This window comes from Parerythrobacter aurantius, from assembly GCF_045291475.1.
Taxonomy (GTDB): Bacteria; Pseudomonadota; Alphaproteobacteria; order Sphingomonadales; family Sphingomonadaceae; genus Parerythrobacter; species Parerythrobacter aurantius.
The window spans coordinates 541,298-562,204 of sequence record NZ_CP147985.1 but is presented as its reverse complement, the minus strand read 5'-3'; the positions used below and the strand labels follow the sequence as shown (position 1 = coordinate 562,204).

Annotated in this window: 15 protein-coding genes; 11 read left to right on the top strand and 4 right to left on the bottom strand. The window is 65.5% G+C overall.

Translation table 11 applies throughout. From position 1 onward, the window contains the following. Positions 1-59 precede the first annotated feature (59 nt). Genes WAB17_RS02775 through WAB17_RS02760 form a run of 4 tightly spaced genes read left to right on the top strand, consistent with a single transcriptional unit; the run spans position 60 to position 6,030 of the window. Entirely contained in the window at positions 60-1,652 is a 1,593-nt protein-coding gene (locus WAB17_RS02775; RefSeq protein ID WP_435418517.1) for a DUF4153 domain-containing protein, read from the top strand. 14 nt (positions 1,653-1,666) lie between these two features. After that, positions 1,667-2,377, top strand: coding sequence for a response regulator transcription factor (locus tag WAB17_RS02770; protein WP_435418516.1), 711 nt, complete (start codon positions 1,667-1,669; stop codon positions 2,375-2,377). Beyond that, positions 2,374-3,996, top strand: coding sequence for a HAMP domain-containing sensor histidine kinase (locus WAB17_RS02765; protein WP_435418515.1), 1,623 nt, complete (start codon positions 2,374-2,376; stop codon positions 3,994-3,996). The genes WAB17_RS02770 and WAB17_RS02765 overlap by 4 nt, the downstream gene beginning before the upstream one ends. Positions 3,997-4,053: 57 nt before the next feature. Further along, positions 4,054-6,030, top strand: coding sequence for a serine protease (locus WAB17_RS02760; protein WP_435418514.1), 1,977 nt, complete (start codon positions 4,054-4,056; stop codon positions 6,028-6,030). Positions 6,031-6,094: 64 nt separating this feature from the next. On the opposite strand, the gene WAB17_RS02755 is transcribed toward WAB17_RS02760, so the two are convergent. Together WAB17_RS02755 and WAB17_RS02750 are read right to left on the bottom strand one after the other, a co-directional pair. Further along, on the bottom strand, positions 6,095-6,370 hold the full coding sequence (locus WAB17_RS02755; protein ID WP_435418513.1) for a hypothetical protein: 276 nt from the start codon (positions 6,368-6,370) through the stop codon (positions 6,095-6,097). 28 nt (positions 6,371-6,398) lie between these two features. After that, on the bottom strand, positions 6,399-8,381 hold the full coding sequence (locus WAB17_RS02750) for a TIR domain-containing protein (protein WP_435418512.1): 1,983 nt from the start codon (positions 8,379-8,381) through the stop codon (positions 6,399-6,401). Between the two features lie 200 nt (positions 8,382-8,581). Here WAB17_RS02750 and WAB17_RS02745 point away from each other — a divergent pair, with 200 nt between their 5' ends. After that, complete coding sequence (locus WAB17_RS02745) at positions 8,582-10,540, top strand: hypothetical protein (protein WP_435418511.1); 1,959 nt, start codon at positions 8,582-8,584, stop codon at positions 10,538-10,540. Then, positions 10,495-10,998: a potassium channel family protein gene (locus WAB17_RS02740; protein ID WP_435418510.1), complete on the top strand. Its 504-nt coding sequence runs from the start codon at positions 10,495-10,497 to the stop codon at positions 10,996-10,998. Before WAB17_RS02745 ends, WAB17_RS02740 begins: the two co-directional genes overlap by 46 nt. On the opposite strand, the gene WAB17_RS02735 is transcribed toward WAB17_RS02740, so the two are convergent. Further along, positions 10,995-12,518, bottom strand: coding sequence for an acetyl-CoA acetyltransferase (locus tag WAB17_RS02735; RefSeq protein ID WP_435418509.1), 1,524 nt, complete (start codon positions 12,516-12,518; stop codon positions 10,995-10,997). The two genes, WAB17_RS02740 and WAB17_RS02735, sit on opposite strands and share 4 nt — an antisense overlap. Positions 12,519-12,654: 136 nt before the next feature. Between WAB17_RS02735 and WAB17_RS02730 the strand changes: the two genes are divergently transcribed. From WAB17_RS02730 to WAB17_RS02715, 4 genes are all read left to right on the top strand, one after another. Next, positions 12,655-14,145, top strand: a complete 1,491-nt coding sequence (locus WAB17_RS02730) for an MFS transporter (protein WP_435418508.1) — start codon at positions 12,655-12,657, stop codon at positions 14,143-14,145. Positions 14,146-14,245: 100 nt separating this feature from the next. Next, positions 14,246-15,457 carry an acyl-CoA dehydrogenase family protein gene (locus WAB17_RS02725; RefSeq protein WP_435418507.1) on the top strand — a complete coding sequence of 404 codons (1,212 nt, stop codon included), beginning with the start codon at positions 14,246-14,248 and terminating at the stop codon, positions 15,455-15,457. A 15-nt stretch (positions 15,458-15,472) separates the two neighbouring features. After that, positions 15,473-16,537, top strand: coding sequence for an acyl-CoA dehydrogenase family protein (locus WAB17_RS02720; protein ID WP_435418506.1), 1,065 nt, complete (start codon positions 15,473-15,475; stop codon positions 16,535-16,537). Then, positions 16,534-17,835, top strand: a complete 1,302-nt coding sequence (locus tag WAB17_RS02715) for an MFS transporter (protein WP_435418505.1) — start codon at positions 16,534-16,536, stop codon at positions 17,833-17,835. The genes WAB17_RS02720 and WAB17_RS02715 overlap by 4 nt, the downstream gene beginning before the upstream one ends. On the opposite strand, the gene WAB17_RS02710 is transcribed toward WAB17_RS02715, so the two are convergent. Then, positions 17,832-19,508, bottom strand: coding sequence for a class I adenylate-forming enzyme family protein (locus WAB17_RS02710; protein ID WP_435418504.1), 1,677 nt, complete (start codon positions 19,506-19,508; stop codon positions 17,832-17,834). The two genes, WAB17_RS02715 and WAB17_RS02710, sit on opposite strands and share 4 nt — an antisense overlap. A 143-nt stretch (positions 19,509-19,651) precedes the next feature. On the opposite strand from WAB17_RS02710, the gene WAB17_RS02705 reads away from it, so the two are divergent. Further along, positions 19,652-20,890 carry a serine hydrolase domain-containing protein gene (locus tag WAB17_RS02705; RefSeq protein ID WP_435418503.1) on the top strand — a complete coding sequence of 413 codons (1,239 nt, stop codon included), beginning with the start codon at positions 19,652-19,654 and terminating at the stop codon, positions 20,888-20,890. Positions 20,891-20,907: the final 17 nt, after the last annotated feature.

The window sequence follows — 20,907 nt, the reverse complement described above, 5'->3', positions numbered from 1 at the left end:
ACGCTCTCTATCCCGCGATGCCATCTGTCGCTGACCCATACCGGGCCGGAGGTTTATGCATGGCAAGGCTGCCCAAGCGGTTTCGAGGCACATTTCTCTTCAAGCTCGTGCTGGCGGCATCCATTGTCGCGGCAGGCGATCGCTTGCTTTTTGTCCATGAGCTGTTGCCTGCTGGCCTGGGAGCCGTCGGGTTGGGCCTCGCCGCTGCACTGGCCCTGGGTCAGCCGGCGAGCTGGTCGGATCGCAAGGCCCGTGCCGCGCTGTGTCTTGCTGCCATTTACGCGCTTGCGATGATTTTTGATGCCAGCCCGCTCGCCTTCGCCCTCTTCTGGGTGGCACTGGGACTGGCCGTGCTCCTGCCCCGGACCGTGGCGTTCGACGACGGTTGGCGCTGGTCGCAGCGGCTGATCCGACACGCGTTAGCATCCGCCATCGGCCCGCTGGCGGATGCCGTTCGGGTCGCACGCATCCGAAGGTTGCGGGGGTCCGATAAGGGCAGCGTGCGAGATTTAGCGGCTGTCGTGGTTGTGCCGCTGGTGGGAACGCTCCTGTTCGTGTGGCTGTTTGCCATTGCAAATCCGGTGATCGACGGCTGGATAGCCTCCCTCCGCTTGCCCGAGCCGGACGAATACTGGCTGGCCCGGGTGTTCGTTTGGCTTGTCTTGGGATGGGTAGCATGGGCGGTACTCCGTCCGCGCCAGCGCAGGCCGTTGTTCGGGACCTTCGACGGTCGCGGCGATTTGCGCCTGCCCGGCCTTTCCAGTGCCGCAGTCCTGTTAAGCCTCGTCGCGTTCAATGCCGTGTTCCTGTTGCAGAACGCGATGGATGCCGCCTGGCTCTGGGGCCTGCTACCCTTGTCGCCGGGGATTTCTCTGGCCGAATATGCCCATCGCGGTGCCTATCCCCTGGTGGCGACGGCCCTGCTCACGGCCTTGTTCGTGCTGGTCGCGCTAAGGCCCGGTTCGATCAATGCCGGCCAGCCGATCGTGCGCAGGCTCGTGTCGCTCTGGATCGGCCAGAACCTGTTCCTTCTGTTCAATGCGGCCTTGCGGACGCTGGACTATGTTGCGGCCTATTCGCTCACGGTCCTGCGGATCGCAGCGCTGCTATGGATGGTGCTGGTCGCAACCGGCCTGCTGCTGGTGCTCTGGCGCATGCTCGCGGGCAAGAGCGCGGCCTGGCTGATCAATGCCAATCTTGCGTCTGCGGGCATCGTGCTGACGGCGACGTGTTTCGTCGATCTCGGCGCGATCGCGGCGCAGTGGAACGTCCGCCATGCGCGGGAGGCAGGCGGAAAAGGCGCAGCGCTGGACCTGTGCTATCTCCACAGCCTTGGCGGTTCCGCCCTGTTGCCGCTTATCGAACTGGAACAACGAACGCTTGGAAGCGCCTTTGGCGAGCGGGTGGCGCGGGTAAGGCACAGGGTCCATTTCCGTCTGGTCACCGGCGTGCGAGACGGCGAGTGGCAGATCCTCGATCAGTATCGCCTTTGGCGAGCCGCCTCTCTGCTCGGCACGGACCCGGCCCCGCAACCCGCTTCGTGGCGCTATGGCTGCGATGGCATCCTCGTTTCCGTACCGGCTCCTGTCGCCGCGGCCATCACTCCGGTACCACGACGGGCGCCATCGTTGACGCAAGGCCGCGAACGGTGAAGATGGAGCCTGTCATGCCGCGCACAGTCCTCCTCGTCGATGACGATCCGCATATCCGCCAGGTGCTGGCGTTCGCCTTTGCCAAGGCCGGAATGCAGGTGGTCGAAGCGGCCGACGGGGTGGAGGCTCTGGCCCGCGCAGCCGAATCCGGGCCGGACCTCGTCGTGCTCGACATCAACATGCCGTCGATGGACGGACTCGAAGTCTGCCGCCGCTTGCGCGCCGATAGCGACGTGCCGATCCTGTTCCTGTCTTCCCGCGACGACGAAATCGACCGCGTTCTGGGGATCGAACTCGGGGCGGACGACTATGTCGTCAAACCCTTCAGCCCACGCGAGGTCGTGGCGCGATCGAATGCCATATTGCGGCGGACTGTCCCTCGCGGGATCGATGAGAGGCCGGGGCCGGACCAATCTGCGCATGGCCTGCTCAGGCTGGACAGCGATGGCTGGGAAGCGCGCTGGGCCGACCAGCCCGTCGCATTGACGGTGACGGAATTCGGCCTGCTAAAGGCATTGGCCTCGGCTCCCGGACGTATCTTCACCCGCGACCAGCTGATCGACCGGCTGCGGGGGCCGGGCTTTGCCGTGACCGACCGCACCATCGACAGCCATATCCGGAACCTGCGTCGCAAGTTTGCGGAGATCGGCGCAAACGACCTCATCGAAACGAGAACCGGCATCGGCTACCGCCTCGGCCCCTGCACCGGCGGGGTCGCGGCTTGATCGATCGCCTGCGCCGCCTGGCCCGTTCGCTGTGGCCGGTGATGCGTCTGCGATGGATATTTTTCGGCACACTCTTGTTCGTCGCGGCATTGCCCGGCTTCGCCGCGCTGGGGCTCAGGGTGTACGAGAATGCGCTTGTCCGCCGTACCGAATCCGAGCTGGCCGCACAGGCCGCAGCGATCGCAGCGACAGCCTCCCTCTTGCTGGCCGAATCCCGACAGGCCACGGCGCCGCGTACGGGCGAGCCGCTTCCCGCGCAGAAAGCTTCGGACAGCACTTCCGGCCGCTATGAAGACCAAGGCTCCGCAATCGACCTGCGCTCCACCCCTGTCAGGCCCGCGCGCCCTCCCGCTGCAGCGACCGACCTGGCCGCCGATCCGGCCTTGCAGGCGGTCGCCCGGAGGATGGTGCCCGTAGTCGGGCAGACCCGGCAAACCACGCTGGCCTCGATCATCCTGCTCGATTCCGCCGGGATCGTACTCAACGGGTCCGAAAACGGGCGCTCCCTGGCAGGATTGGCAGAGGTTCGGGCGGCGCTCGCCGGGCGCAGCAGCACGGTTTTGCGCCATAACGACCGCTACGATAGCTCCAATCCCCTTTATCTTGTCAGCCGCGCAACCGCGATCCGGCTGCATCACGCGCGACCGATCGTCCTGGACGGACGGGTGGCCGGTGCGGTGCTGGTGTCGCGGAGCCCGGCGGCACTGTTCCGCGGAATGTGGGAGGATTGGGGGAAGATCGCCTTTGGTACAGTCTCGATCTTTGCGCTCCTCGTGATCCTGACAGCGGTTCTTGCGCGCGCCGTGGTCACCCCGATCGAGAAGCTGAGCGCGGCCGCGCGTCACCTTGCGTCGGGCGGCCAGGCACGCTTGAGGCGCCCGACGCTGGAAGTGCGCGAAGTGGGCAGTCTCTATGACGATTTCGAGGCGATGGCCGAAGCAATCGACCGGCGTTCCCGCTATCTGCGCGACTTTGCGGCATCGCTGAGCCACGAGTTCAAGACCCCGCTGGCGGGACTGCGCGGCGGGATCGAACTGCTTCAGGATCATGCCAACAGCATGAGCCATGACGAACGCGATCGGTTCCTTTCGAATATGACCGAAGATGCCGACAGGCTGGCGCGACTGGTAAGTCGGCTCATGCAACTGGCGCAGGCAGACATGGATGGCGGCTCCGCGAAAGAGCCGGCGCAGGTGCAGCCGGTCCTCGCGCGCCTCGCGGACGGTTTCGGTGATGCGAGATTTGCTGTCAGCTTTGCCGTGCCGGCGACGATGCCGAGCCTGGCGATCGAGAACGCGGCCCTGGAAACGGTCCTGGCGACGATTATCGAGAACGCGCGCCAGGCAGGGTCCAGCCGGATCGAAATCTCGGTCCGTATTGCGCAAGATGAGGGCGTGATCGAACTCGCCGACAACGGGCCCGGTATTCCGGACAGCGACAGGGAACGGATTTTCGATCCGTTCTTCACGTCCAAGCGGGGGGAGGGCGGCACCGGCCTCGGGCTTCCAATCGCTCGCGCCCTCGTCGGCAACCGGGGCGGCACGCTGGAACTGGCCGACACGTCCGGCGGCGCATGTTTCGTCCTGCGATTGCCGCTCGCGGCTCCGCTGTCGCGTTAATCCTATCGCCTAGCCGCACGCCTGGCATAAAACCCTGTCCGCAGGGAGGCAGCGGCGATGCGCATATTGATGTCGGTCTTGGCGGCAATACTCGGGACGATCTGTGCCCTGCCGCTCGCGGCGCAGGAACCGGGCCCTACCGGACCGTCCATCCCGCCACCCCAACCGGCAATCGAGAATTCGCCGCAGCCTGCCTATATCAAGACCCGCGTGCGGGTGTCGGAGGAGATCGGAGAGCGCCGGGCGGAAATCATCGCCTTCATCGAGCGTCAGCCGGGCTGGAAAGTCGAGGAGCCGGCCGAATTCGAGGTGGTCCCCAACCCAGAGTACTTCGAGGAGCTGCTGTTCTCGCCGATCAAGCGATACAGTTTCGATCGCACCGGAGAATCCCGTCCCTCCGAGGCGAAGGATATCGCCGAAATCATGCTCTGGAACGATCCGCGCCTACGCGGTGAACGCTTCGAAGGCCCGGACAAGGCGCCCTATCCGATCATTCCCAAGGAACCCGAGTGGGGCCTGGAAATTCCGCTGCCCGTCAGCCTTGGCCTGGCCGAGGGGCCCGAATTGCTTCCGCGTCTCGCAGCGGCGATCGCGCCCATCGCCCGCCATCATTCGCTGCTGGGCGTGGCAACCGACCAGTGGCTCGGCATGGAGCTTTGCGTGACGAACATTCGTCCGTCCGGGTGGGACTGCCCGCTGTCGGGCAATTCGGGCACGCCCGTCGTCATGTTCCGCGAGCCTATATACATCCAGGGCATTGCCGACGGGCTGCTCGACCCGGCACTCGACACGGTGACCTTCGTCGCCATTGCGCCCAACCGCGAGGTGATTCCGCTCTATTCGGCGCCTGTCACCCAGCTCGTCCGCCTGGCCGGCGAAGCTACGAAGGAACGGCGATTCACCCTTGCCGGCGATCCGGACCAGCCAGTCCGTCTCACCCGGATGGGGCTGTATCATGTAATGGCGCTGGTCAGCGCCGGTCCCGTCGATCCCCGCATCTGGACGCTTGCCCCTGGCGACGAGCCGCCAGCGGGCCTGTGTGACGATCCCGTTGCCGATGCCTTGTGTGCCGCAATGCAGGGGCGCTACGACGTAATGAGCGACCCGCCGCTCTACGCAAGCGCGGCGACGGTGAGCGTGTCCAGCGACCAGATCTTCGCCCGCCTCCCTGTCGGTGGCGGAAGGGCCAGCCTCGCCGAAGGCCGGTGGCAGGCGCAATTGTTCCTCCCGCGAGCAGGCGATCCCCTGGGTGTGTCGGGCGACCCCAGCCCCGGGGGCGCGCAGCGGCAGAACTTCGAAAAGTCGCATAAATGCGGCGGTTCCTATCTCGGCGACGGTTTCGTGCTGACGGCCGCCCACTGCGTCGACAAGCGCAAGGTGGGGGAACTGCAGGTCCGGCTGGGCACGCTCGATATTGCGGCTGGCGGCAGCAACTTCCCGATCGTTTCGATGGTCGTGCACCAGGATTACGGCAAGAGCCCGGGCAATGCCGACATTGCGCTTTTGCGTATCAAGCCGGACAGCCGCCTCGATACGCTGCTGCGCAAGGGTCTGCTGGGAACGATCGATCTCGCCCCTTCGGGCGAACGGCTGGCCGACGGTACCGACGTGCTCATCACGGGATGGGGTTTTACCGGCGCGACGACCGGGCAGGGCACAGTCGACAGCGCCGGGCGGACGCAACGCAATGCCCGCTTCCTCGCCAAGGTGGCGATGAAGACCCATCCAGCGAGCTTTTGCCTCAAGTTCGAAAAGCTGAGGAATTTTGCGGCAGCCGACATCGTCTGCGCCAAATCGCCGGAGGACGGGAAGGATGCCTGTTTCGGCGACAGCGGGGGGCCTTTGACACGGCTGGTCGGCGGCAAGCGCATTCTGGTCGGCATCGTTGCGGCAGGCATCGGTTGTGCCCAGCCCGGAACCCCCGGGGTCTATACCCGCGTCGCAAACTTCCGCTCGTGGATCGAACAGGCGAAGAGAGCGGCGATGCAGCCGGGACGGCACGTCGTGAGCCGAAACGGGCGCGTCGTCGGCTGACAACGCGCCCGCAAATGTGCCTTCGGTAACGGCCCGGTCGAAGCCTGGGCCGCAGTCCCTCCGATCAGTTTTCGTCCGGTCCGGTCCGCTCGTCGGGGCCGGTCCGCTCGTCGGGTCCGGTGCGCTCGTCCGGGCCGGTCATCTCGTCGGCGGCGCCCGGTTCCGGCGCGGCTTCGGCCGGCGGGGTCGCTTCCATGCCGTCGGCAGGCGGCGTTTCGGCCACAGGCGGTGCATCGGCTGCAGGCGCTTCCTCGGCCGGCGGCGGTGCCGGCTTGCTGCACGCGGCGAGCAGCAAAGCTGCCGCAAGCGGAGCCGCCAATATGGCTACAGTCTTCTTCATCGTTTTTCCCCCTTCGTCAGCGAGACCCTCAAACGAACCCGATTTTCTTCACAAGCCATTGATAGTCGCCCGAATCGCGCACGGGCGCAAGCAGCGGGTCTCGATAGAGCTGCGACAGGCCGGCATCCTTGAGGCGCCACGCGTCCGCCAGGGCTGCCAGCGACCTGGCGCGGTCGCCCCACTGGGCGTAAATCTGACCATATTGATAGCTCGACTTGTCGCCGTACTCGGCCTGCAGGGCCGCAAGGTGTGCTTCTGCGGCGGAGCGATTGCCGAGGCGATGTTCGGCGATTGCTCCCCCGGTTCGCATCCATACCGGGAAGGGGTCCTGTGCGAAGGAATCCCGGGCTGCTTCGGGCTGTCCCAGTTCGAGTTGCGCCAATCCGACGCGGTACCAATAGCTGCCCTTCGTCCCGCCAATCGCGCGTGCCTGGTCGAAGGCCCCTATCGCCTCGGCGGGGCGGCCGCCGGCATAAAGGACGTCGCCCTTCAGGCGGAAAGTCCTGTCATTGAGCGGGTCCAGCCCGATGGCCCTGTTGGCTTCGGCTTCCGCCTTGACGGTATCGCCGATCCGCGAACGGAAAATGGCGTAGCGGGTGATGATCTCGGCATCGCCGGCACCAAGCTCGTAAGCCTTCTGGTAAGGTGCCCGCGCCGCCTTCATGTCGAGTTTGCCCATCGCCAGCGCAAAGCCGATGACGAAGTGCCCCTGTGCAAATTTGGGGGCAATACGCACCGCTTCCTTCCCCGCGCCGATCGCCTGCTCGAACAATCCGTCGCGCTGGGCCGGAGCTGCGTGGAGGTTGCCGATATTCGTCAGCAACAGACCCTTGGCAGCATAGGCCGCAGCATAGTTGGGGTCGATCCTGATCGCCTCTTCGTACCGCGCTAGTGCCTCGCGGTCGTCGGCTTCGGTCTCACCGGCGGCGTAGAGCTCGTTGCCGCGCAGGAACGCCTCGTAGGCCGCAACGCTGCGGGTGCCGCCGATGGCCTCGGCTGCCGATCCACCGTCCATCTGGCTCGCCAGTTCGCTGGCGACCTTGGCTGCGATGGCACCTTGGATGTCGAAGATCGATTCGACAGTCTGGTCGAATTCCAGCGGGACAACGACCGTGCCGTCTCCTCCGTCGATCAGGTCCACGCGCACTGCCAAACGGTCCTGCTCGCGTGCGACGGTTCCTTCGAGGAGGTAGGCGACCTTCAGCTTGCGGGCGATTTCGCGGGCATCCGCGTCCGTTTCCGAAACGCTCCGCGACGAGGCCTCCGCCGCCACCTTGAGCAAGGGATTGCGCGCGAGGCGAGATCGGATCTCGGCGGCGAGCCCGTTGGCAAAATAGGCCTGATCGGGCGATCCGCCGCTCCGGTTGAACGGAAGGATGGCGACGCTGTTGCCGTGACTTCCACCGATGAGCCCGCCTTTCCAGGCGAGTGCCCCCGCACCGAGCAACGCAGCCACCGCGCCGCCACCGATGGCCATCCGGCGGTCGATCCTGAAACCGCCTCCCGTGGCAACCTTGGACATTCCTGCGGGCCGGTTGGTGGGCTGGCGGGATGGCTCCTTCGCGGTATTGGTAGCGTCGGGATGCAGCCGCGCAATCGACTTGATAAGCGCGTCCATGGCGGCAGGCAGCAGTTCGCCCTTGCCATCGACCAGCGTGACCCATTGGAACTGGCGGAAACCCAGCGGAGGTTCGGATCCGTCGATACTGGCGGGTACGAGGCAACCCCGGTCGCGTCCGCGCATCGCCTCGTCATGGACCCAGTGGGAATGGGTCGAGGTAGTGGACCACAGCGCGACAACGGCATAGGCGTTTTCCAGCCGGTGCTCGGTCACATCGTTATAGCGTGCGCCGCCCGGCAACAGCCCGTCCCACCAGACATGTATGCCGGCGTCCTCCAGCGCCGCCAGCACCTTCAGCGCCGTCGGCTGGTCGCTGCGCGAATAGCTCAGGAACACCCATGGCGGGTCGCCAGCGCCACCTGTATTGCCTGCGGTATTCCCCGATTGCATCTGCGCGCGTCGCCTTCCCCACGCCAAGTTCCTGAAACATAGCTCGCAATCGGGCAGCTGTCGAATTCCATCCGCTTGGCAAGTCATGGCCTAGCCACTAGGCTGCCGACACGGGTTCCGGAGGGGGGCAATTCGCGGTGGAGGGACGATCAGGGACCGGTCGAAACGAGGCGCCCGAGCTGCCCCGTCCGTGCCTTGTCGTGGGCGTTACCGGGCACCGCAGCACCCATCCCTCTTTCCCGGCAGACACCGGCCCGCTTGATCGCGTGCTGACCGACATCCTCAAGCGGATCGACGAGGCTGCGTCCGGCATTCCGACGCCGGCCGGCCAAAGCTGCGGATGCACGACCCGCCTCGTAACCCTTCTGGCGGACGGGACCGACCACCACGCTGCCATGCTGGCGCTGGAGCGGGGCTGGGATCTGGTCACACCCCTGCCGTTCGGGCGCGGGCTCAACGCCGCCATCAATGCACCGGCAAGAACCATCGAAGACGCCCGCGCCCTTCTGGCGGGCCGACGCCCGTCCGATCCGGACACCGGGCGGCGGGCGGAAGCTATCGATGCCCTGGCAGCCCGGGCGCGGACCTTCGAGATGGCCGACCGCGACGAGGAAATCACCGAACTGCTGCTCGCATCGTTCGCAGCGCCGGACGACCGCAGTCTGCTCGACCGCCTGCAACTGGTATCCGCGCAGCGTGCTGCCCTTGCCGGCAAGGTGCTGGTCCAGCAATCCGACATCGTCATTGCCGTATGGGACGGCAAGGCGGTGGAATCGGTCGGCGGCACGGGCCACACGGTCGCCTCCGCGGTCGAGCTAGGCGTGCCGGTGGTGTGGATCGACCCCGTGCACCCCGCGCAATGGCAGGTCTATGCCACCCCGGAGGAACTGGCTGCGGGCATCGGCCGCGCCGGAGAAGGTCGGCCCTGTGGCAGCGAAGACCTGAGCGATGCCGTGCAAACGGTCTTGTCGCTGCCCGATTGGGAAGGCCGTGGTCGGCACGGAGGCATTGCAGCGATCGACCCCGAATGCTGGCAGGACGAGAGCTGGTGGGCGGCACATGCCTACCGCCGGATCGAAGCGGTTTTCGGCAAGCCTGGGTGGGCGGGCATCACCCAGCGCCTGCGCGAAAGATACGAACGACCGTCCGAGATCGGAGCCGGCAGCGGGCTAGCCCTGCTGGTCGCACTGGAAGGGATACCGGGCGGCGACCCCGAGCTACCCCGCAGGGTCGAGGCCGAGGTCATGCGTCGGTTCGCCTGGACCAATGGCATCGCAACGCATCTGGCGGACCGTTACCGTTCCGGGATGGTGCGCAATTTTCTCATGGGTGCGGCCGCCATCATCGTCGGGACGCTCTACCTGCCGCTGACTGGACCCGAGCACAAATGGGTCTTTGCAGCCATCGAACTGGCGCTGCTCGTGGGTATCATCGCCAATACGTCGCGCGGGCAGAAGCTGCGCTGGCACGGTCGCTGGTTCGAAACCAGGCGCGCAGCCGAGTACCTGCGCCATAGCCCCTATCTCCTCGCGCTGGGTACGGCGCGGGCACGGGGGCGGTGGCCGGATGGCGGCGGCAGCCCCTGGCCCGAATGGTATGTCCGCCACGCCCTGGGCGCCATCGGCTTGCCACAGGTGCGGATCGACAAGGCGTATTTGCGGTCCGCGCTCGTTCTCCTGCGGGACCATCATGTCGTCCCGCAGCGCGACTATCATATCGAGAAATCGAGCAGGCTGTCGCGGGTCCACCACCGGCTCGACCACCTTTCGGAAAACTCCTTCGCAATCGCGGTGGGGGTGGTCGGCGTCTATCTCCTGCTGGCGCTGGTCGAGTCCTTCGGCTGGATAGCCGAGCCGGCGCTATTTTCGGTAGCGAAGTGGTTCACCGTCATAGCCGTCGCCCTCCCGACGATCGGCGGGGCCATTGCCGCCATCCGCTATTTCGGCGACTTCGACCGTTTTTCCGACATTTCGGCGGCAACCGCGGGGCAGCTCGCCCGGGTGGCCGACCGGATCGACCATTTGCTGTCCGCTCCCGACCGGCAACTGGAATTCGCCCGCGTGGCGCGAATCTTCGAGGATGCGGACGACATCGTTTTCCACGAGGTCCAGGCATGGCAGGCCGTCTTCAGCGGCAAGAGGACCACGATACCGGCATGATCGAGACGCTGCTCATCGCCTTCGGCCTGGTCGCTGCGACCCTGCTGCTGCATTACGAGGCCCTGCGGCTGACCTCCCGGTGGATCGTCGACCTGCCGATCCACCCGCGCGCGCGGATGATCGTCGTTCTGGCGATGGCCCTTGTTTCCCACCTTTTGCAGGTGCTTTTGTACGCCGGTGTCTACGTGCTGATGATCGAGCATGGCGGGTTCGGCAATATCGGGGGGATGGACCGGCACCCGGCATTTGCCGATGTCTTCTACTTCTCGATCACGACCTACACCACCTTGGGGATCGGCGACCTTTTCCCGCATGGCGCCCTGCGCATCGTGTCTGGCATCGAGGCCCTCAACGGGCTGGTGCTGGTCGGCTGGACAGCGTCCTTCACCTACCTCAAGATGGAACGTTACTGGCAGGTACCGGAAGAAAAGGCCCGCGACGAGGAGGGTACGGTCTAGGCCATCTGCCAGATCGAAAGGTGATCGTCGCTATCGGCGCGTGAAATCCTTCCGCTGCGACCGACAGGCTCGGTGCTGCCATCGGTGAGCGCTGAAATGCCAGCCGCATCCGCCGCCGGAACCATCGCCAGCGTCCGTTTTCCTTCGGGAGTGCGGGCAATCACAGTACCCATCCGCGGCGAACCGTCGCGGTTGTAGTGGACGGTATAGGTCTCGATGGTCGCTGTGCCGGTATACTCCTTGTCGAGCTCCGGCACTTCGCCGCGTGCTTCGTCAGCGGCGTCATTGACGTCGAAGTCCTGCGGGAAACTGACGCCCGGGATCGGGTCCTTGCCCAGCACGATGGTGTGGCTGTGGGTGGCATATCCGCCGTTCGCAAACATCAGGCCTTTCCCGCCGGTCTCCCGCAGCTTCTCGACCATGCAGGCGACGACATGGCTCATATAGTTGCCGATCGGCCCGCCGCCGAAGGTCAGGCCGCCGAACACCGTCATCGGACGGTCGAGCGGCCAGCCCAGCGTGCGCCGCGCCAGCTTGGGCACGCAGGGGAAGCAGGAATAGAGCTCGACATGGTCGAAATCGTCGGCAGCGAGATTGTTGAATTCGAGCGCCTTGCGGATCGAGGCCTCCATCCCTGCCGAGCGGCTGTAACTGTCGCGGGCAAGGATGCTGTCGGGTTCGAAGGCGCTGGCACCCGCGCCGATATGGACGAGCTTCTCCTCGGGCACGCCGCGCCGCCGCGCTTCGGCGAGCGAGGTGACGATGAACCCGGCTCCCTGGTTGACCGACGAATTGGCCACCTGCAGCTTGGTATAGGGAAAGGCGATGGGGCGGTTGTCGGCAGTGACTTCGGTGATCTCCTCTGCCGCCTTCTCTTCGCGGATCCACGCCGACGGATTGGCTGCGGCGACGCGTGAGAACCCGGCCCAGATGGCTCCGCTCTCGGCCTGCCCTTCGGCGAGGGTCTGGCCGAGATCGGCGCGCATCGCGTTCTCGTAGAGCGGATAGACATCGACCGGGACGATGAGGCCATAGCTCTGGGCGTAACCCTTCTTCACGCGGTGCGAAGCATCGCGCAGGGCATTGTGTTCGCTGGGCTTTGCATCGGCCCGGGCTTCGGCCGCCTTCAGCTTCGCCAGTGCGCCAACGGTGCGCAGCGCTTCGCCGCCAGTCACCGCGCACACGATGCTCTCGCCCGCGCCGATGCGATTGGCGGCCTCGTTGAGCAGGCGGATAGGGTTGTCGCCATGAGGCGTGGTTTCGACGAGGTGGGAGGGGGCTATGCCGAGCGCCTCCGCCACGGTTCCGGCAACGGGGTTCATCTGCGGCCAGGCAATCTGCCCGACAATGCCGAGCGAGTCGCAGCTTTCCAGCCATCCGCCGCCGGCATCGGCATCCGCCCGGCGCAAGGCCTCGACCATCAATCCGACGGGGTCGAGCCCTTCGGCCGGGTTGGCAGGGCGGTCGTTGACCTGTCCCACACCGATGATCACCGGGATGCGTTCGTCGTTATTCGCCATGCCATTGCTCTCCACTGACGGACGCGCTTAGCCAAGCTGCAGGACAGGTTGCAAAGCGAAATTGGAAGAAAGCCGCTTGTGTCCGGATTGCCAGCGACTAGGCTGTCGGTCCGGTCGAAAGAACAAGGGCCCAGGATTGAACACCCAGCCGCTGGAGATGCCGCCGCTCGCGCGCAGTACGCGCTGGCTATACGGCAGCGGTCTGATGGCGAGCGGCATCAAGACGACCGCTTTCAGCACCTACCTGCTGCTCTATTTCAACCAGGTGCTGGGCGTGCCGGCCAGTATCGTGTCGCAGGCAATCTTCCTGACCCTGCTCGTTGATGCGGTGGCAGATCCGCTGATCGGCCGGTGGAGCGACCGGACGAGAAGCCGGCTCGGTCGGCGTCACCCCTTCCTGTTCGCCGCCGCCCTGCCTGCCGGACTGTTCTTTGCCCTGACCTGGTTCCCGCCCGCCGGCCTGTCCGACACGATGATGGGCGTGTGGATCTTCTGCCTCGCCTCGCTCACGCGCGCCTGCATGAGCCTGTTCGAAATCCCCTCGAGCGCGCTGGGGGCAGAGCTGACCGACGACTATGCGGAGCGTACGCGCCTGTTCGGTATCCGCTACTGGTTCGGCTATATCGGCGCTTTCGGCTTCGGCGCGTTCAGTCTCGCCTTCTTTTTCGTGGCAACCCCCGACTATCCCAAGGGACAGCTCAACCCCGCAGGCTACACCGGTTTCGCGATTACCGGCGGCGTGCTGATCGCCGCAGCCGTTCTGGTCAGCGCTTTTGGCACGATGGGTCGCATTCGCTTCCTGCGCCAGGTGCGCGAACGCAGCGACAAGCTCGGCCTCGTCGATCATTTGCGCGAAATGGCCGACGCCTTCACGCATCGTCCGTTCCTCGCCATTTTCGGCTATTCGCTGGCGAAGCAGGCGGCGATCGGCCTGTACGTGGCGACGAACATCTATTTCAACACCTTCGTCTTCCGCCTTACATCCGTCGAGCTGGCGATCCTCACGGTTGAGAATCTCGTCGCCGCCACGCTGGCCTTGCCGCTGGCCCCCTGGCTGGCACGCAAGATGGGCAAGCGAAACGCGGCCATGGCGATGGGTCTCGGCGGCATCTGCATCGGCATGGTGCCACTGGTGCTGACCTATTTCGGCCTGTTCCTGGCCCCCGGCGACCCGTTGTTGCTGCCCAGCCTGTTCGTGATCGGATCGATCTATCACGCCATGATCGCGACCTCGCTGATGAACTCGTCGGGCATGATCGCCGATACGATCGAGGACCACGCCGTGAAGAGCGGGCGGCACAACGCCGGCGTGTTTTTCAGCGTCAACAGCCTCACAACGCAGGCGGCCGTCGGTATCGGCATCCTGCTGGCCGGATTCGTGCTGGAGGCTGCGAGTTTTCCGGCGCAGGCCGATCCGCTGGGTGTCGGCAAGGCGGTCAGCGACCGGCTGATTGCATGGTACGTCCCCATCATGATCGGGTGCTGGCTGGTCGGTTCGCTGTTGCTGCTGTTCTACCCCATCACGGAGGCACGGCACCGCGCCAATCTCGAAATCCTCGCCGCGCGGGCCGCGCAGGAACGCGAACAGGAACTGCGCGATTCGCCGGAAGGCCTGGCCGCGCCCTGACCTGCGACGCTACGGCAAGCGGCATGGACATGGGGCCCTGTTGCGGGGGCTCCGTTTGGGGCATAGGTAGCAAAACAAGACTCATAAGCAGGAGAGAACCATGGCAACCGCAGCCGAAGTGCGACCTGACGACGACCTCGCGGAATTCCGCGCCGAGGTGCAGGCCTTCCTCGCCGAAAACTTCCCACCCTCGCTGAAGGGCAAGAGCAACGCGATGCGCTCGGTCGAAGGGCCGGGCGAGGAGACGCCGGAAGAAAAAGCCTGGCGCGAAGCCATGGGCAGCCGTGGTTGGGGCACGCCGACCTGGCCCAAGGAATACGGCGGTGGCGGCCTCTCCAAGGCCGAGGCGAAGGTGCTGAACGAAGAGATGGCGAAGGTCGGGGCGTGGAACCCGATCGGCGGCATGGGCGTGATGATGTTCGGCCCCACCATGCTCGAATACGCCAGCCACGAACAGAAGCTGGAGCATATCCCGCCGATCTGCCGCGGCGAAGTGCGCTGGTGCCAGGGCTATTCCGAACCCAACGCAGGGTCCGACCTTGCAAGCCTGCAGACCACCGCCGAGGACAAGGGCGACCACTACCTCGTCAACGGCCAGAAGACCTGGACCAGCGGCGGGCAGTGGGCCGATAAGTGCTTCTGCCTCGTCCGCACCGACCGCAGCGACAAGCACCGGGGCATAAGCTTCCTGCTGATCGATATGGACAGCCCGGGCGTCGAAGTGAAGCCGATCACCATGATCAGCGGCCTCAGCCCGTTCTGCGAAACCTTCTTTACCGATGTGAAGGTGCCCAAGGGTAACCTCGTGGGCGAGGAAGGGCAGGGCTGGACCATCGGCAAGCGCCTGCTGCAGCACGAACGCACCAATATCTCGGGCGCCGGCAATGCCATGGGCATCAATGCCAAGCCGCTCTCGCTGATCGCCAAGGAATACATCGGCACCGACGAGAAAGGCGAACTGGCCGATCAGGAACTGCGCGGCAAGATCGCCGAATTCGAACTGGCCTGGTCGAGCTTCCTCCTCACGGCGCGCCGTGCGACCGAGGAATCGAAGGCCAAGGGCGGTGTCTCGGAGATCAGCTCGATCCTCAAGAAGGTCGGCACCAAGCTGAGCCAGGAACGGGCCGAACTGCTGATCGAGATCATGGGCTTCCGCGGCCTCGGCTGGGAAGGCGAGGGCTTCTCCTCGATGGAGCTCGAGCATGTCCGCGGCTGGCTCTTCGGCAAGGCTTTCACCATCTACGGCGGATCGACCGAGATCCAGAACAACATCATCGCCAAGCGGATCCTTGGCATGCTGGACCACCAGTAAGGGGAGCGCGGAACAATGGCCATTCTCAACGAAGAACAGACCATGCTGCGCGATATGGCGCAGGAATGGGCGACCAACGAAAGCCCGGTCGGCAACTGGCGCAAGACCCGCGATGCGGGCCAGAAGGTCGATACCGGCGCATGGTCCAGCATGGGTCAGATGGGCTGGACCGGGATTGTCGTGCCGGAAGAATTCGGCGGCACCGATTTCGGCTGGACCAGCCTTGGCCTGGTGGTCGAGGAACTGGGCAAGACGCTGACCGCCAGCCCGCTGGTGGCGACTTCGCTGGCTTCGGCGGCGATCGTGCTCGGCGGCTCGCAGGCCCAGAAGGAAAAGTTCCTGCCGCGCCTCGCCAGCGGCGAACTGGTCGGCACGCTCGCCTTCGATGAAGGCTCGCGTCACACAGGTTCGGCTGCGGCAGCGACGGTTTCGGGCGGCAAGCTCAGCGGTACCAAGGCCTTCGTGCACGAAGCCGATACGGCCGACCTGTTCGTGGTCTCTGCCGCTGACGGGGTGTACCTGGTCGAAAAGGGTGACGGCGTGTCGCTTTCGGCTCGCGAGCTGACCGACCGGCGCGACCATGCCGAAGTCACCTTCGACGGCGCAGCGGCGGAAAAGCTGGCCGATGGCGGCGATGACCTCGCCGACAAGATCCTCGACCGGGCCCGTATCCTGACCAGCGCCGAAATGCTCGGCATGGCGCAGGCGGTGTTCGACACCACGCTCGACTACCTGAAGCAGCGCGTGCAGTTCAACCAGGTGCTGGCGAGCTTCCAGTCGCTCCAGCACCGGATGGCGGATCTCTATGCCGATCTCGAACTGATGCGCAGCGCGGTCGAGGGCGGCTTCCAGGCGCTCGACATGGGCTTCAAGGTGCCCGAGGCCGCTTGCCTCGCCAAGAGCCGCGCCAACGAGGTGCTCCACGTGATGAGCCGTCAGGGCATCCAGCTCCATGGCGGGATCGGCATGACCGACGAGTATGACGTCGGCTTCTACCTCAAGCGTGCCCGCGTGCTGGAGACGAGCTGGGGCAACACCGGCTTCCTCAAGGACCGACACGCCAAGCTCGCGGGCTATTGAGCGGCGGCCCGCTAGCCGAAGATACGCTGGAGGCGCGCCCGGAAGAGGAAATCTGGGCGCGCCACCACGCTTTTGTCGATGAAAACCTGAAGCGGAACTACGCCGCCACGCTGGTGCACGGCGTGTTCGGCATGACCGGTTTTCGCCTGATCTATGCCCCCACCATTATTCCGGCCTATCTCTACCTACTGACCGGTAGCGCAGCCGCGGTCGGGCTGGGCACGGCGTTGCTGCAACTGGGCGGGACGCTGTCGCCGATCCTGTCAGGCGCGCGGGTTGAAAGCCGGGCGCGCATCATGCCCTATGCGGTCGGCGTGGGTTCGATGATGCGGGTGATGGTGCTGGCGCTGGCCCTGATCGGCTGGTTTCTCGAAGGCCGGGCGCTGCTCTATGCGACGCTGGCCGCTTTCCTGCTGCTCGGCTTCTTCAGCGGGGCGCAGCGCGTCGCGTTCCAGATGCTGATGGCCAAGGTCATCCCGCTGGCGAAGCGCGGCCGTTTGCAGGGCGTGCGCAATATGCTCGGCGGCGGAATCGCGGCCGGGCTGGCGTGGGTCGCGGGGCATTATTTCATCGAAGAGGACTGGCTCGGCAATGGCTATGCCACGACCTTCCTGTTCGCATTCCTGCTGACCTCGATAGGGCTGGTCGCGCTGCAATGGGGTCTAAACGAGCCGGAAGCGCCGACCCTTCGCGCGCCGATGCCGCTGCGCCAGCGCTTCGGCCAATTCGGCGAACTGCTCCAGCACCGGGCCTTTCGGGCCTTCCTGCTAGCGCACGGGTTCTCCTCCATCGCGCGGGTGGGACTGCCGTTCTGGACTATTTATGTGGGCGACCGGCTAGGGCTGAGCGGGGCGCTGATCGGCTCGCTCAGCCTCGCCTTCCTCGCCGCCGAGACATTGAGCAACCTGCTGTGGGGCCAACTCGGCGACCGTTTCGGGTTCCGGCTGGTCTATCTCGGTGCGCTGTTGTGCAGCCTCGGCGGCATGGTGCTGTTGGTTCTGGGCGAGAGCGGCATCTTGCTCCACGGGGCGTTTGCCCTGCTGGGGCTGGGCTTTTCCGGCTGGATGATGGCGGCGCTGACGCTGGTGCTGGAATTCGGCGCGCATGAGGACGTGCCGATGCGGATTGCCCTTACCACCACGGTCGAGGGCGCGGTCAGTTCGGTCGGGCCGATCCTTGTCGGGCTGGCAATCGCGGCGTCGGGCTATGTCCCGCTGATCGCTGCCAGCTTCGTCTCGCTGGCGTTGGCGCTGGGCATCGTATTCTGGCGCGTTACGGAGCCCAGAACGAATGGCTAGAACAGCGAGCCAAGATCCTTTTTGAGGATCTTGCCGTTGGCGTTGCGGGGGAGCGTGCCTTCGGTGAAGACGATCCGCACCGGCACCTTGAACCGCGCTAGCCTTTCGCCGACCCAGCCCTGCAATTCCGCCTCGCTTGCCTGCATCCCGGGGGCGAGGTGGACCACCGCCGCCGGCTCCTCGCCCAAGGTGCGATGGGGGATGCCGATGAGCGCCGCGTCGGTCACGGCGGGGTGGTCGTAGAGGACGTTCTCGACTTCGGACGAATAGATGTTCTCGCCGCCGCGGATGATCATGTCCTTCGCCCGGTCGACGATAGTGCAGAAACCTTCTTCGTCGAGCCGCGCCAGGTCGCCGGTGCGGACCCAGCCGCCCACGAAAGTGTCTGCGGTCGCCTCGGGCCGGTTCCAGTAGCCCATCACGATCATCGGCCCACGCGCCCATAGCTCGCCGACCTGGCCCACCGGCAGGGTTTTGCCGAACTCGTCGGTGACCTTGAGATCGGCTACCGGCACCGGGGGCCCGGCGCTGTCGGGGCGGTTGAGATAGTCCTCGCCCGAATGGCTGGTGACCGTCGCCATGGTCTCGGTCATGCCCCAGCCGTTGCCCGGCATGGCGCCGAACACCTCGTAGATCTTGCGCACCAGTTCGGGCGCGGAGGGCGCGCCGCCATAGGCGATGCTCTCGATGCTGGAGAGGTCGTATTTCTCGCGATCGGGGTGCTCGATCATCTGCCAGGCGATGGTCGGCACGCCGCCGGTGAGGTTGACCCTCTCGCGCTCGATGATCTCGAAGGCCTTCACCGTATCCCACTTGCGCATGTAGATCAGCGTGTGTCCGGCAAACAGCTGCCCCATCATCCCGGCCGAACAGGCCGTGACATGGAACAGCGGGATCACCGTCAGCCCGACCTTGGGCGCAGGCGGGGGGATCGGCTCGCCCCGTCGCAGCACGCTGCGCGCGGCGGCATAGGCGCTGGAAAAGATATTGGTGGTGAGGTTCCGGTGGCTCCCCAGCGCGCCCTTGGGCTGGCCGGTGGTGCCGCTGGTGTAGAAGATGGTGGCGGGATCGTCGGGCGCGATGGCGACATCGGGGATCGGATGGTCGGGCAGGGCAGGCCAGTCGTGGGGCGTCCCGATGACCGCCTCCAGCGGTTCGGCCGGCGCCTCCAGCGATCGCGCCCGGCCGACCATGATATGTTCAAGATCGGGGCACTCGGCCAGGTGCGGCGCGATCCGGTCCCAGCGTTCGTCGTCGCAGATCAGCACGCTCGCGCCGGAGTTGGCGAGACCGAACGCCAGCTCCTCCCCCGTCCACCACGCATTGAGCGGGACGCAGATCGCGCCGATCGCGGTCGCGGCGAAGAAGGCCACCGGCCATTCGGGCAGGTTGCGCATGGCGAGCGCCACCCGGTCGCCCGGGCGTACCCCGCGCGAGCGCAGGTTGGTCGCCAGCTTGGCCACGGCGCGGTACCACGCTTCGTAAGTGACCCGCTCGTCTTGGTAGATCGTGATCAGCCGGTCGCCATGGCTGCGGGCGTGATCGGCCAGGGCGCGAAGCGATGCGGGCGCATGCTTCCAGACCCGTGTGGGAACGCCGCGGATATCGACGGTTTCCATCTCGAACCGCGCGCCGGGGGCGCACAGCATGGCTTCGACTTGCGCCAGGCTCATGGCCGGCCAACCTTCGGGTTTGCTCCAGGGCAGCCCGATCGTATCTCTCAAAATGTCTCTCCCCAATCGGGTATGTTTTTATTCGCAACCGATGCTAGGTGAGGTTCGACAAGCGCTCAAGCGCTGATGAATCGGGAGAGAACATGACCGCACCTTTCGTGTGCGCCGAACCGGCCTCGGTGGGCTTCGACGAGGCCCGTCTGGCCCGCATCGGCGATTTTCTCGAAACGGCCTACGTCGCTCCAGGCAAGCTGCCGATGACCCAGCTTGTGGTCGCCCGCGACGGACAGCCGGTCTATTACGACGCGCGCGGCATGATGGGCGAAGGACGCGAAGCGCTCCGCGACGATGCGATTTTCCGCATCGCCAGCATGACCAAGCCGGTGACCTCGATCGCGTTCATGCAGCTGGTCGAACAGTGCAAGGTCGCGCTGGAGGAACCGGTAACCAAGGTCCTGCCCGAATTCGCGAAGCTGCGCATATATGCCGGGGGTGGCGGTTCGATCCCCTTTGCGCCGGGCACGCCTGCGCCGCCGATGCGCTTCATCGACCTGATTACCCATATGTCGGGCCTGACCTACGGCCTGCAGAACCGCAGCAATATCGATGCGGTCTACCGCGAGCACAATCTCGACTTCGCCCGCGGCCGCATGGACAGCGACGAGTATATCCGCATCCTCAGCGAGCTGCCGCTGGAATTCGCGCCCGGACAGGGCTGGAACTATTCGGTCTCGACCGATGTGCTGGGCATCTGCGTGGAGCGGCTGAGCGGCATGCGGCTGGGCGAGTATTTCCGGCAGCACATCTTCGCGCCGCTCGGCATGGTCGACACCGCTTTCGGCGTCTCGGACGACATGCGTCTGGTCGATGCCTATCAATATGTGCCGGGCCATGCGGCCAGGATGATCGAGGCCGGCCCGGGCAGCAAGCTGGCCGAGCCGGGCCGGTTCGACAGCGGCGGCGGCGGCCTGTGCGGCACCATCGCGGACTATCACCGCTTCACCCACATGCTGGTCAATGGCGGCGAGCTCGACGGGGCGCGGATCGTCAGTCCCAAGACGCTTCGGATGATGCGCACCAACCACATGCCGAACAATGCCGACCTGACCGAGATGTCGAGCAGTCTGTTTTCGGAAAGCAATAACGCAGGGGTCGGTTTCGGCCTCGGCTTTGCCATAGTGATCGATCCGGCCAAGACGCTGATGCCGTCGAGCCCCGGCGAGTATTACTGGGGCGGGGCCTATTCGACGGCCTTCTTCGTCGATCCGCTGGAAGGCGTGACGATGGTGTTCATGACGCAGGTCTACCCGTCGAGCAGCTATCCGATCCGCCGCCAGTTGAAGACCATGATCTACAGCGCGCTGACCGACAGCCGCGCCTGAATCGACCTGCCGAGGAG

Bases quoted from the DNA above. Each gene is read 5' to 3' on its own strand.
- WAB17_RS02760 (WP_435418514.1), top strand. From the start codon at position 4,054: ATGCGCATATTGATGTCGGTCTTGGCGGCAATACTCGGGACGATCTGT.
- WAB17_RS02735 (WP_435418509.1), bottom strand. From the start codon at position 12,518: ATGGCGAATAACGACGAACGCATCCCGGTGATCATCGGTGTGGGACAG.
- WAB17_RS02720 (WP_435418506.1), top strand. From the start codon at position 15,473: ATGGCCATTCTCAACGAAGAACAGACCATGCTGCGCGATATGGCGCAG.
- WAB17_RS02770 (WP_435418516.1), top strand. From the start codon at position 1,667: ATGCCGCGCACAGTCCTCCTCGTCGATGACGATCCGCATATCCGCCAG.
- WAB17_RS02775 (WP_435418517.1), top strand. From the start codon at position 60: ATGGCAAGGCTGCCCAAGCGGTTTCGAGGCACATTTCTCTTCAAGCTC.
- WAB17_RS02705 (WP_435418503.1), top strand. From the start codon at position 19,652: ATGACCGCACCTTTCGTGTGCGCCGAACCGGCCTCGGTGGGCTTCGAC.
- WAB17_RS02750 (WP_435418512.1), bottom strand. From the start codon at position 8,381: ATGCAATCGGGGAATACCGCAGGCAATACAGGTGGCGCTGGCGACCCG.
- WAB17_RS02755 (WP_435418513.1), bottom strand. From the start codon at position 6,370: ATGAAGAAGACTGTAGCCATATTGGCGGCTCCGCTTGCGGCAGCTTTG.
- WAB17_RS02740 (WP_435418510.1), top strand. From the start codon at position 10,495: ATGGCAGGCCGTCTTCAGCGGCAAGAGGACCACGATACCGGCATGATC.
- WAB17_RS02710 (WP_435418504.1), bottom strand. From the start codon at position 19,508: ATGAGCCTGGCGCAAGTCGAAGCCATGCTGTGCGCCCCCGGCGCGCGG.
- WAB17_RS02725 (WP_435418507.1), top strand. From the start codon at position 14,246: ATGGCAACCGCAGCCGAAGTGCGACCTGACGACGACCTCGCGGAATTC.